General features: G+C 28.9%; 9 protein-coding genes. All 9 read right to left on the reverse strand.

The window, feature by feature from the left end:
- Positions 1-323 precede the first annotated feature (323 nt).
- The 9 genes from BTO18_RS00005 to BTO18_RS00045 all read right to left on the reverse strand — a co-directional run bounded on the left by BTO18_RS00005 (position 324) and on the right by BTO18_RS00045 (position 12,913).
- A complete protein-coding gene (locus BTO18_RS00005; protein WP_105014243.1) occupies positions 324-2,123 on the reverse strand; it encodes a sodium:solute symporter family protein in 1,800 nt (599 codons plus the stop codon).
- A gap of 51 nt (positions 2,124-2,174) precedes the next feature.
- Positions 2,175-3,047 (reverse strand): sugar phosphate nucleotidyltransferase, encoded by an 873-nt coding sequence (locus BTO18_RS00010; RefSeq protein WP_105014244.1) that lies wholly within the window; start codon positions 3,045-3,047, stop codon positions 2,175-2,177.
- Positions 3,048-3,049: 2 nt separating this feature from the next.
- Positions 3,050-4,141, reverse strand: coding sequence for a mevalonate kinase family protein (locus BTO18_RS00015; protein ID WP_105014245.1), 1,092 nt, complete (start codon positions 4,139-4,141; stop codon positions 3,050-3,052).
- 27 nt (positions 4,142-4,168) lie between these two features.
- A complete protein-coding gene (locus BTO18_RS00020; RefSeq protein ID WP_105014246.1) occupies positions 4,169-5,776 on the reverse strand; it encodes a beta-N-acetylhexosaminidase in 1,608 nt (535 codons plus the stop codon).
- Between the two features lie 38 nt (positions 5,777-5,814).
- Complete coding sequence (locus BTO18_RS00025; protein ID WP_105014247.1) at positions 5,815-7,356, reverse strand: hypothetical protein; 1,542 nt, start codon at positions 7,354-7,356, stop codon at positions 5,815-5,817.
- On the reverse strand, positions 7,357-9,654 hold the full coding sequence (locus BTO18_RS00030; RefSeq protein ID WP_105014248.1) for an FdhF/YdeP family oxidoreductase: 2,298 nt from the start codon (positions 9,652-9,654) through the stop codon (positions 7,357-7,359).
- On the reverse strand, positions 9,647-10,453 hold the full coding sequence (gene fdhD, locus BTO18_RS00035; protein WP_105014249.1) for a formate dehydrogenase accessory sulfurtransferase FdhD: 807 nt from the start codon (positions 10,451-10,453) through the stop codon (positions 9,647-9,649). Before fdhD ends, BTO18_RS00030 begins: the two co-directional genes overlap by 8 nt.
- 195 nt (positions 10,454-10,648) lie before the next feature.
- The gene (locus BTO18_RS00040) at positions 10,649-11,824 is read right to left on the reverse strand and encodes a class I SAM-dependent methyltransferase (protein WP_105014250.1); all 1,176 of its coding nucleotides are present in this window, start codon (positions 11,822-11,824) and stop codon (positions 10,649-10,651) included.
- Between the two features lie 6 nt (positions 11,825-11,830).
- Positions 11,831-12,913, reverse strand: a complete 1,083-nt coding sequence (locus tag BTO18_RS00045) for an AI-2E family transporter (RefSeq protein WP_105017454.1) — start codon at positions 12,911-12,913, stop codon at positions 11,831-11,833.
- Between the last annotated feature and the right edge of the window lie 8 nt (positions 12,914-12,921).

Below are 12,921 nucleotides of genomic sequence, written 5' to 3' on the forward strand. Positions count from 1 at the left end.
TTAAGCTTCTTTATGGAAGTTAGTTAATCTTTTTGGGTTAAAAATAAAGGTTAAAAATTTGCTACTTAACTGCATTAGCATGCTTAAGAAAGGAAAAAAACATGTGAAAAATAAAATTACAATCAATCCTTGGGATAGTGATTTTATGCTACCAATTGAAAATATGTGATTTCCTGAAAAATATAAAACTACTGAAGTTATAACAAGTAAGAATACCTGTCTTAAAGTGCTTTTGTCCATTGTTGAGGGGTTTAAGGGGTTAAACAAAGGTGCAATATATAAAATATTACTCGATTTTAAAATAAAAATTAAATATTTTTATTTTAAAAATAGTTTTCTTTATTTCTTTTCCAAATTTTAACTAATAAAAGTGCTGATATAAAAATGCTGATTAAAGAGCATATTGCTTTTGAATATTCTGCATAAATTAGATATCCAATTCCAAAAAGACAACTATATATAAATGCACAACCTAATAGCATTGCAATTATTCCTGAAGGAATATCCCATTTTTTTTTGTAATGATGAATATTACTAGATTTATCTATTATTTTTTTCCATCCTGGACCTCCAGGTTGTGTTTTATTATAAAACTTTTCTAAAACTTCTTGTTCTTCTGGTTTGGTTAAAAATGTAATAATCAACCAAAATAATGTTGTTATTAAAACAACTATTGGGAATTTAGCCCAAGTTGGCATTAATCCTTCATCACTAAAAAAAATATCACTTATAGATTTTGAAGAAAAAATTAATGAAATAATACCAGAGATAAACATTGCAGAAATTTCACTCCAAGAATTAATACGCCACCAAAACCATCTTAATATAAATATTAGACCTGTACCAGCACCAAACATAATTACAATATCAAATAATTGCTTCGCATTTTGCAGGTATAGTGCAAATAAAGCACTAAATATCATTAAAACTAAAGTAGATATTTTTCCAACTCTAACCAGTTCTTTTTCTGATGCATGTTTATTAATATGTTGTTGGTAAAAATCATTAACAATATAAGAAGAACCCCAGTTTAAATGAGTAGAAATAGTTGACATATAAGCAGCAATTAGAGAAGCCAAAACTAAACCTAATAATCCACTTGGTAATTTAGTAAGCATAGCAGAATACGCTAAATCATCACCTAATTTATTAGTAGCAATATTAGGGAAGGCTTCTTGAATACTTGCAATGTCAGGAAAAACAATTAGAGATGCTAATGCTACTAAAATCCATGGCCAAGGACGTATTGCGTAATGCATAATATTAAAGAAAAAAGTAGCACCAACTGCATGATTTTCATCTTTAGCAGCTAACATTCTTTGTGCAATATATCCACCTCCTCCAGGTTCAGCTCCTGGATACCAAGAACTCCACCATTGAACAGCTAAAGGTATAATTAACAAAGTTATGACTGCTTCAGTATTATTAAAATCTGGTAAAATGGAAAGCTTATCAGCAACATTTTTATGAGTAATTAAAGCTTCAATCCCCCCAACTTCTGGTAAGTTTACTAAATAATAAGCAGCTCCAATTGCACCAATCATTGCAGTAAAAAATAGAATAAAATCGGTATAAACAACACCTTTAAAACCACCTAGAGCACTGAAAATAACAGTTACAGTACCTGCATATACAATAGTTTCCCAAGGTTGTAAACCTAACATGATACTACCAATTTTAATGGCGGCTAGAGTAACACCTGCCATTGCAAATACATTAAATAAAAAGCCTAAATACAAAGCTCTAAAAGCTCTTAAAAACTTGGCAGGTTTACCTCCATAACGTAATTCATAAAACTCAATATCTGTTTTAACTTCAGATTTACGCCATAATTTTGCATAAACAAAAACGGTAAGTAAACCAGTTATCAAAAAAGCCCACCACATCCAATTGGAAGAGACCCCGTCTTTTCTAACAATATCTGTAACAAAATTTGGTGTATCTGTAGAAAATGTTGTGGCTACCATAGAAACACCTAATAGCCACCAAGGCATATTTCTACCCGATAAAAAATATTCTGTTGAGTTTTTACCAGATTTTTTTGATACGTAAATACCAATAAATAAGGTAATTAAAAAAAAAGTTATTATTAATGTATAATCTAAAGTACTTAAATCAATCATTTAATTTTGGTTGATGTTATTAATATCAATGGCAATATAAATATTTAAAAATTACCAGATTAATTTATCTTTATAGTGTTTTTTTAAATATGCTTTAATTATTACAATATCATCTTTGGCAGTTAAATCCGGAACATGTTCAGAAAGAGGAATTCCAAAAAAAGCATTATCTGTGTTTTTGGAAACATCTAAAACAACAGTGGGTATTTCCTTTTCATTTCTTACAGGATGAACAGGACAATTTTTTAAATAAGGATAGACAGTTTTTCCATCCATCTTAAAAAGATTCATACTTACCCGTGTTTTACCATTTTTATCTGTGTAATTTTTTGCTTCATCTAAAGTTGGTTTTTCAATTATAGCTTTTAGTGTGTTATTATGATTTAAATTAACAATAGCAAAAGAATAAATCTTTTCAAGAGGAAATTCTAAAGCTTCTCTATCGTAAGAAATAAATGCATTTTTGTGAGATGTTTTTCTTAAAGTTGATAGTGAAGTTTCTGAATATAAATTATCACTATTACAAACTGTAAATTTTACTTTTTTTAAGTGAGGAAACTGTTCTAAAGTTTGCAAAACTGCATCAGCAGTGCCAAAAGGTTTTACTCTATCTTTAGGAATATATTGAATAGCAAATGAAATTAATAATCCATTAAATTTGTTATTTTCTTTTTGATGCCCATAAAGTTCTTTGAAGAGTTTTCCTTTTTCATTGATAACTATGTATATGTTTTTGTAACCAGCTTTTTTAGCGTTGTATAAAAGATAATCTAATAACGGTCTGCCTTCATTACCAACCCTAATCAAACTTTTACTTCTATTGTTAGCTTGATTTTCATCTTCTTTACTCACTTTATTGGAGCTCGATGGTTTTTTCATTCTAGATGACATACCACCTGCTAAAATGATTAAATTATCATGCATTTTTAGTTGTTTTTTTGAATATATACTTTAGCTCCTCCTGTTACATTTGCTTTATAAACATTAATAGCGCCAGCTTTTTTAAGAGCACTTATTATTTTTTCTTCATCATTTTCTGTAGCTAAAGCCATAATACTTCCACCACCTCCAGAACCTACAATTTTTGCTCCAAGAGCATTATTCTGCAAAGCACTCTTAATCATTTTATCAATTTTGGGAACTGTAATCTTTAATTTATTTTTTAGATAATGATGATGTTCATTCAATAGATTTCCAATTTTATAAATATCAAAATTATCTTCCTTAAAGGCTGATAATGCTTTTTTGGTAACTAGATAATTACCAATAGTAGCTTCTAAATAAGGTTTTAATTCTTTAGAAACTAAATCTATATAATTATCAATACTTTTCTCATCAACATTTTTTACATCAAAGTTTTGATGTTGTTCTCTTACTTGTTCAATAGCTCTCCAAGAATTGGTTTTTAACTTTGTCAATAAACCTTCAGTATCTTTTGGTACTCCAGAATCTGCCATAATAATTCCAGTTATAGGAGTTTTTAAAATCTCGTAAGAAAAATTTTCTCCAGTTTCTAAATAAATAATATTACCTAAACCAATACTATATTGATCCATTTTTCCACCAGAAGCATTAAACTCAATAACTTCACTTTCAAAAGCTAATTGCGAAATTGATTTTGGATTTAATAATTCTTTTGAACCAAAAGTTTCGAGCAAAAATTGAACCCAAGCTACTACTAATGCAGATGAACTAGAGGTACCAGAGTTTATAGGAATTGTGCCTGTAATATGTATGTCAAATCCAGCATTCGGAATACAATTGTATCGTTTTAAAACACGTAATGTTGATAAGAAAAAATCTCTCTTTTCAAGTTTTAAATGACTAAAATCAACAGGAATTTTTCTTTTTTGATTAATATCGGGCAAATCAATAGAAAAGTAATTTGTGTTATTTTTTATTGCTTTTAAAGTAATATACTTATCAATAGCACAAGCTATTATTGGTAACCCCAAATAATCTTGATGATCTCCAAACAGACAAGTTCTTCCTGGTGCTATTGAAACAATTTCTTCCAAAAGTTAGTTATTTTATATTCCTAAAAATTAATGAGGAGCATAATAAATTTCTTTCTTTTTCCATCTACTTTGAAGAAGTTTAAAAGATTTTTCAAATCTTTTAAAATCTTTATGCTGTTTTTCTGTCCAGCCAATTTCTGCATAAGCTGCAATTCTAGGAAAAACTTTATAGTGCATTTCTCCAACTGTTGGAATCCACTCACCCCACATTTGGCAGCCTATACCAATTACTTTATTGTGATATTTTTTATCTAATCCTTTTGGAATGGGATCAAAAGAATATCCTTTAGAAATTGATAAATTTTTATAAGAATAATCTAAATAGGTAAAGTTGTGTAGCGAATTTACAATTTCATAACCATTACTTGCAGCAGTTGTAGCTAGTTCTACATCTCCTTTCCAAAAATGAATTATACTTTCTTTTGCTAGTTTTTGTGTGGTTTTGGTATCTTTTTCATCTTGATAAAAATGTAATTTACTTCCCAAAATTTCATTCCAACCCATCATTCTACGACCTTTGCTTTGTAAATATTTTGAGATGCTATTGGTAAAATAAACTTGCAGATCTGCTGGAGTTGCCAAGTTATTTTCTCTCATATATTGTTGAACACTTGCTGACGATTTCCAATGATTGTATTTTACTTCATCACCACCAATATGTATTACTTGAGATGGAAATAAAGCCATAACTTCATCTAAAACATCCGTTAAAAAACGATACACTCTTGGGTCAGTTACATCATATACATCTTTACCAACCCCAAATTTTATAGGTACTTCAATTTGTTTTTTTGAAGTACCAAGCCAATTATAAGCTGCAATTGCAGCTGTAGAATGCCCAGGCATCTCTATTTCTGGAACAATTGTAATATGCCTTTCTTTGGCATAAGCTATAATTTCTTTAATCTGTTCTTGGGTATAAAAACCTTCATGTGGTTCACCAGATTGTATTGGGCTATCCCATTGCAAAGGGCCAACTTGTGTACTTTTTCTTTTAGAGCCAATTTCGGTAAGTCTTGGATATTTTTTTATTTCAATTCGCCAACCTTGATCATCTACCAAATGCCAATGAAATATATTCATTTTTAAAAAAGCCATTTCGTCTAATAGCAATTTTACTTGTTCCATTCCTTTAAAATATCTAGCTTCATCTAACATAAAAGCTCTCCATTTAAATCTAGGATTATCTTTTATATCAAGAGATTTTAAGGTTAGCGTTTTTTCATATTTTGAATACGAAGCATTATAAGAACACAATTGTTTAAAAGTTTGCAATGCATAAAACCAGCCAGTTTCACTTTTTGCACAAACGATAATATTGTCATTAGAAATGGATAAATCATACTCTTCATTACTCAAATTTTCATCAGTTTTAAAATGAATAAAATTTGTTTTTAAATTTTGATAAGCAGTTTCCTTAATAGTCATATTAAAATCTTGACTCAAAAAATTGATAAGTGAAGATGCAGTTTTTCTATTATCATCAGAAATTACAATTTGTGTTTCTTTATCAATTGTAAAGCTACCTTCTTTTTTAATAATCTTATTAGGTTTTGGAATGATATGAATTTCTTGTGCTTTAATAGAATAAATATTTAGTAGAATAAAAGTACAGAAAAATAGTATGGATTTCATTTCTTAAGTTTAAGGGATTTATTGATATAAAAATACCTTTATTTATTCATTTTTAAAAACGAGATGTGATATTTTATACCAAAATTCACAAATGTACTACTTAAACTACCACCTTTCGCTTTTACATAACCCCCAGCAGCTCTAAAGCTTAATGTGTTACTTAACTTATAGCTAAAACCAGCACTTGGTTTTAAAATTAAACCTTCTCCTGTACTAATATCTCCACCACCAGCAGCACCAGCTAAAGCTTGTATAAATAATGTTGTTTTATCATTAAAAAATGAATCTGTTCTTGCACCTAAACCAACAATACCTTCTGCGTATGCACCAGCGTTTCCAAAATTAGCAAATGAGGTTTGCCCAGCTACATAAACGTTTTTATTTAAATCTAGATTAATTTGTAATGATATTTGATGTAAATTTTCAGTAGGAAAAAAATCTCTGTCAGCGTTAAAATAGACATCATGTTTGGTAATAACTTCTAGTCCTTTTAATTTACCAGAAGAGAATTTATTTTCTTTGGATTGAATACCATTTCTTTCTACATAATATTTTAAGCCAAAACCATAAGATTGTGTAAAGACATCAGAATTTGGAGACATCACAAAACCAGTATTTAATGCAAAATAAATGTCATCAAATAGTTTTTGTTCAAGAGAGATATCAGGGTAAATTAGGAAACCACCTGCTGTATCAATTCCACCTCCTCCACCTGCACCAAGTCCAAATTTTGCAAGGATATTTGTTCTATTTTTATTGAAGCTATGCAAATAACCACCACCTAAAAAAACATCCATATAACCAGCTTTTATGCCATCAAAAGCACCATCTACTTTTACAAAAGCAAACCAGTTTTTAGAAAAGTAAGAGGCAAGTTCAAAACCTGCAAGTCTTATAGTTTCTCCATTATATTTGTTGCCTCCAGTATCTTTAGTATCACCCTTTATTTTTAAATTATTTTGATGCAACATTAAAGAAGTTCTTTTTGATAACACTTTCCAATCTGATTTTTCTAAATCTCCAAAATCATACTCTTGTTCAGCACTACTATAATCTGAATATGTAAAATCTAAAGGAATTTCTAGACTTACATTAAATTGATGACCTTTAATGTTTCCTTCATCAAAAAAATCGACATAACACCAACCAGAGTTTAATGAAAAGTTTTTAAAATCATAACCTAAATTAAAATGTGGTAAGATAAATGCTCCTCCACCATCAGGTGCTCCTTTACCACCACCACCACCAAAATGAAAACCAGTATCTAAATAAAAATTATTACCAAAATATTTTTTAATACCAGCATTTACTCCTAAAGTAAAAAAACCACCTCTATTACCAGACACAGCTCCATAAATACCCAAACCAGCATAAGACCAATCATTTAAAAATAGATTGTAATGGATACCAGTAAAACCCATATTTTTTTCATTTGGTATATCAGTAATTGGCATATCAATAGAAAGAAAATCAATTTTACCATAAGCTTTTTGAGTTTTCTTTTCAGGAGTAACTTCTGTTTGTGCGTTAAGAATTTGAATGCTAAAAAGTAAAATTATAGAAAATAAAAACTTCTTCATTTATTGTTGTCTTTTGCTAATGGTAATAATTACTGTTTTTGATGTAGGTGTATTACTAAATTTAGCAACACTTTTTATGGGGACTAATACATTTGCTTCAGGAAAATAAGTAGCTGTACATTGTTTTGGGATATCATAGGGAATCACTAAAAATTTTTCTGCTACTCTTTTTTCAACTCCAAAATGACTTGTCAAATCAACTACATCTAGTTTTTCAAAACCTAATTTCTTCATGTCATCAGGATTCATAAAAATTACTCTTCTTTCATTTAAAACTCCTCTATATCTATCATTTAAACCATAAATTGTGGTATTGTATTGATCGTGAGTTCTAATAGTCATCATTAAAAAATGATTTTCTCCTAGTTTAATATCTGAAGGTGAATTTATACTAAAGTTTGCTTTACCTGTAGCTGTTGGTTCAAAATTATTGTCTCTAGCATTATTGGGTAAATAAAAGCCTCCTTTTTCTCTAACTCGTTCATTATAGTTTTCAAAACCAGGAATTGTAGCTTCTATTTTATCACGAATTAAATCGTAGTTAGAAATCAAAGTTTTCCATTTTATTTTAGTTCTTCTTAATGTTGTAGCAGCTAAACCAGCTACAATAGCAGGTTCACTCAATAAATCATCAGAACAAGGTTGTAAATGACCTTTTGATGAATGTACAACACCCATAGAGTTTTCTACAGAGACAAACTGTTCTCCAGATTTTTGAAAGTCTTTTTCAGAACGCCCCAAACAAGGTAAAATCAATGCCTTTTTACCATGAATTAAATGACTTCTATTTAGTTTTGTTGATACATGAACTGTTAAATCACAATTGCGTAGAGCAGTTGCAGTATATTCTGTATCTGGTGTTGCAGAAATAAAATTACCTCCCATACCAAAAAAAACTTTGGCTTTTTTCTCGTACATAGCTTTTATAGAATTTACCACATCTAAACCATGTTTTCTAGGAGCTTTAAAATTGAATTCATTTTCTAATTTATCTAAAAAATCGTGCTTTGGTTTTTCCCAAATACCCATAGTTCTATCTCCTTGAACATTAGAATGCCCACGAACAGGGCAAGTACCAGCACCTTTTTTACCAATACTACCTTTTAATAGTAAGATATTTACAATTTCTCTAATATTATCAACAGCATTTTTATGTTGGGTTAAACCCATTGCCCAACAGATAATAACCTTTTTATGGTTGATGATTAAATCTGCAGCTTCTTTAATTTTTTTGAATGGTATTCCTGTTTGTGTTAACAGAAAATCAATTGAATAGGTTTCTAAATCTCTAATTAAATCTTCTATCCCTTTTGTTTTTTCTTTGATAAAATCATAATCAAAAACAGAGTAAGGCACTTTTTCTTCTTGCTCAATCATCAATTTTAAAATGATTTTTAACAAAGCAACATCACCATTAATTTTAACTTGTAAGAAAATATCTGTTAAATCTTGTCCAGAACCCACCCATTTTAACGGGTTTTGAGGATCCTTATAATTCAATAACCCAACTTCTGGTAAAGGATTAATAGTAATAATTTTTCCGCCATTTTTTTTAGTTTCACCTAGAGCAGTTAGCATTCTTGGATGATTTGTTCCTGGATTTTGACCAATAACAATGACTAAATCTGTATGTTTAAAATCATCTAAAGTTACAGAACCTTTACCAATACCTAAAGTTTCTGATAAAGCAACCCCACTAGATTCATGGCACATGTTAGAGCAATCAGGTAAGTTGTTTGTGCCAAATTCTCTTACAAAAAGTTGATATAAAAAAGCAGCTTCGTTACTTGTTCTACCAGAAGTATAAAAAATAGCTTCATCAGGAGAATTTAAACCATTTAACTCATTCGCGATAATTTGAAAAGCATCTTGCCAAGAAATTTCTTTGTAGTGATTTGCACCTTCAGGTAAAAAAACAGGATTAGTGATTCTACCACTTTTGCCTAATTCATAATCTGACCATTCTGCTAATTTATTTACTGCATAAGTAGAGAAAAATAAAGGAGTAACTCTATTTTTAGTCGCTTCTTCTGCAACAGCTTTTGCACCATTTTCGCAATATTCAGCTAAAAAAGCTCTTTTTTCATCAGGATCTGGCCAAGCACACCCTGGGCAATCAAAACCATTTTTTTGATTTAGTTTGTTAAGTAAACCAATCCCTTTTATTAAACCAACCTCATTTTTAATATGCTTTATAGATGATTTTATAGCTTTAACACCTACAGCAGATTTTGGAATTTTCTTGAGTTCAATTCCTGTTAATTTTTCTGGAGGTTGAGCATTGGTTTTTTTATGCATTTTCTACCATTTTTAACATACTTGGTTGAGCATATAAAGTTAGCTTATTATTTCTTGTAAAACCAATTAAACAAATACCAAATTCTTTCGCAAAATCTACGGCTAATGAAGAGCATGCAGAAACTGCAATAATTATTGGAATTTTAGCAATAAAAGCTTTGGAAACAATTTCATAAGAAACTCTACCACTAACAAATAAAAAAGTACTTGGTTTTAGCGAATTATTTAAGAGTAAATCGCCTACAACCTTATCTACAGCATTGTGTCTGCCAATATCTTCTTTACAGCTTAATAGTTTATGGTTTTGATTAAAAATTGCTGCTGCATGGCTACCACCTGTTTGTTGAAAGGTATGCTGAACTTTAATCATTTTTTGTTGCATAAGCTGTACATCACTCAAAGAAAAATAGGTGGAGTTTTTAATTTTATGTCCTGTAACACTTATATCTTTTAATTCTTTTTTACCACAAATTCCACATGAAGAGACAGATAATAATGTTCTTTTGTTCAAATATCCTTTACCTAAATCTTTTTCGGCAATAGAAATATTTATAATTGAAGGGATGGTATTTTCTTCTGCTATAATTTGATATTGAAAAGTTTTAGTTTTTTTATAAATATCTTCTGCAAATAGCAAACCTCTTATTAATTCCATATCATCACAAGGAGTTCTCATAATAACTGTATAAGGTTCGTTATTAATATTTATTTGAAGAGGAGCTTCAACAACCAAAACATCATCTTTAATTTTTTGAGATTTTGAAGATAATTTTACACTTTGGTAGGTTTGTATTTGCATATATAAAAGCTAACTTGCTGTTTACAAACTTAATAAAAAACTATTGTAAAAAGAAAGTCTCGATGTAAAATCGAGACTTATGTCTTTAGCGTCTTATACCCCTAAAAATAAAACACATAAAGTTATACAAATATAAGTAAATATTTCATTTAATGAAAAAAAAATTACAATTGTTAATAATATATTAAGCTTTCTTTAATTTTTTTCTGAAATAATAACAATTTTATAGTTGTTTGAGGCAGTTGTGAAAAAAATATAAGTATTTCCACCATCTTTAATTTTTGTCTCTTTTCTAATCTGTGCAACAGTTTTAGGGAAATTTCTAGTGGTAATATTTGCTTTTTTAATTTGTAATGCTTTTTTTATTTTTTTTGGATGATACTCAATAACGTTATTAACAATAAATGTTCTTCCAGGAAAATCTATGAGTTCTTTTGAGGTATATAAATGTGAATGTTGATGTAATTTAAAAATATTTAGTTGTTTAGAAATTTGATGAAACCCTCCAGATTTTAACAAAGCAGCATTAGGTTCGTATAAATATTTTAAAGGTTTTGAATATTTGGAAACTGTATTTGTATTCCATATAAATTGAAAAACCTGTTTTTTATCTTTCTGAATATTAACAGTTTTGACTTGAATATCATCTACAAAACCTTTTTCTAATAGAAACAATGTTTCTTTAACATCATTATTCACAGCTACTATATGTATCTCTTTTACATTCTTCAACTCGTTTATTGTACTTTTAATATCTAAAATAGGAGACACTTTGATTAAAATCTGATTCGCTTTTGTAAAGAAAAAGTCAATTTTCGGAGGCACATAGGGTAAACAATCTTTTAGTAAAAAAACTTTGCCTTTTACATCGCTTCTTCTTGATGGATCTATATAAACACAGTCAAAATTCTCTGATGTTTGTTTTAAATAATCAAAACCATTACCAGCAATACATGTTATATTTTTTACACCTAACTGTTGATAATTATGTTTAACGATTTTAGATAATTCACTATTAATTTCACAATGTGTAACGTGATTAAACTCTTTTGAAAAATAGAAACAGTCTACGCCAAAACCACCAGTAATATCAATAATTGCATCTCCAGAAATTATTTTTGATTTGTATGCTGCTGAAATTTCAGAAGAAGTTTGCTCAATACTTATTTTAGGCGGATAATAGATGTTTTTAGTAGTGAACCAAGTTGGTAACTTTTGCTTTGATTTTTGTTTTGCAATAATTTGATTTGCCAATTCTTGTATGGCAATATCATTAAAAGGACTTCCTTTTAAGATGAGTTTCGTTATTTCTGAAGTTAAATTATCAGAAATATATTGCTGTACTTTTTGATGTAAAATTGCTGTATTCAAAGATTGTTAAATATCTTTAGTAATAGATTTTACAATTTTATTATCGGCTAAAAACTCTTTTAAAATCACTTTAAGAGCTGTGTAAAGTGGCACTGCTGTTATCATGCCAACAACCCCAAAAAGCAGACCACCAATAATAATGATTAAGAAAATTTCTAAAGGATGAGATTTTGTGGTTTTTGAAAATATTATTGGCTGACTCGCAAAATTATCTACTATTTGTGCAATAAAATAGCCAATCATTACATAAATAGTAGTAGGTAAAATTTCTGTTTGAAAATCTTGCCCAATATTACTGGTCATTGATAAAATAAACATAATTACTGCTCCAATCATTGGTCCAATATAAGGGATTAAGTTTAATAAAGCACATAAAAAAGCAATAACAACAGCATTATTAATACCAAAAATCAATAGAATAATGGTGTATAACACAAATAAAATCGTAATCTGAAAAATCAATCCAATAAAATATCTTGATAATAAATCGTTGATAGTTTCTAATGATTTTGAAAATCTTTTTTCAGTACCATTTGGTATCAAAGTCATAACCCCTTTTTTTAGTAATTGACTATCTTTCATAAAAAAGAAAGAAATAAATAAAACAGAAAATAACCCTACACTCAAAGAGCCTAAAGTACCTAAAACAGAATTTAACAAATTTGGAATTTCTTGAAATTGAGAAAGAAAGTCGAAGTTTTTGATTTCATTTAAGACATCTATTCCTTTCGAAGAAAAATATGCTGTTATTTGATTAAATATTTCTTGAATATTTTTTTGTAATTGATTTATATCTAATAATGATAAGCTTTTACCTTGCTCTGCTATTAAAGGAATAAACATTAAGATTAACCCTGTTAATAAGCCTAACATTAAAGCCATTGTTGTTACTACAGCTAACGTATTTGGAAACTTTAATTTTCTTCGTAAAAAGATGATGATGGGTCTAGCAATCAAAGATAAAATCCCTGCAATAATAATGTAAATAATTACGGATTGAATTGCATGTAAAAAATAGCCAACAGCAAAAATTGCTACAAGAATTCCTAAAGCTCTTAAAATTCCGTTTGCTATTGTTTTTGAGTTCATAAGTAAGT

The organism is Polaribacter porphyrae (assembly GCF_002954685.1).
In the GTDB taxonomy this organism is placed as follows: Bacteria; Bacteroidota; Bacteroidia; order Flavobacteriales; family Flavobacteriaceae; genus Polaribacter; species Polaribacter porphyrae.

Excerpts from the sequence above, each read along its gene's own strand:
- BTO18_RS00005 (WP_105014243.1), bottom strand. The coding sequence starts at position 2,123 with ATGATTGATTTAAGTACTTTAGATTATACATTAATAATAACTTTTTTT.
- BTO18_RS00010 (WP_105014244.1), bottom strand. The coding sequence starts at position 3,047 with ATGCATGATAATTTAATCATTTTAGCAGGTGGTATGTCATCTAGAATG.
- BTO18_RS00020 (WP_105014246.1), bottom strand. The coding sequence starts at position 5,776 with ATGAAATCCATACTATTTTTCTGTACTTTTATTCTACTAAATATTTAT.
- BTO18_RS00025 (WP_105014247.1), bottom strand. The coding sequence starts at position 7,356 with ATGAAGAAGTTTTTATTTTCTATAATTTTACTTTTTAGCATTCAAATT.
- BTO18_RS00030 (WP_105014248.1), bottom strand. The coding sequence starts at position 9,654 with ATGCATAAAAAAACCAATGCTCAACCTCCAGAAAAATTAACAGGAATT.
- fdhD (WP_105014249.1), bottom strand. The coding sequence starts at position 10,453 with ATGCAAATACAAACCTACCAAAGTGTAAAATTATCTTCAAAATCTCAA.
- BTO18_RS00045 (WP_105017454.1), bottom strand. The coding sequence starts at position 12,913 with ATGAACTCAAAAACAATAGCAAACGGAATTTTAAGAGCTTTAGGAATT.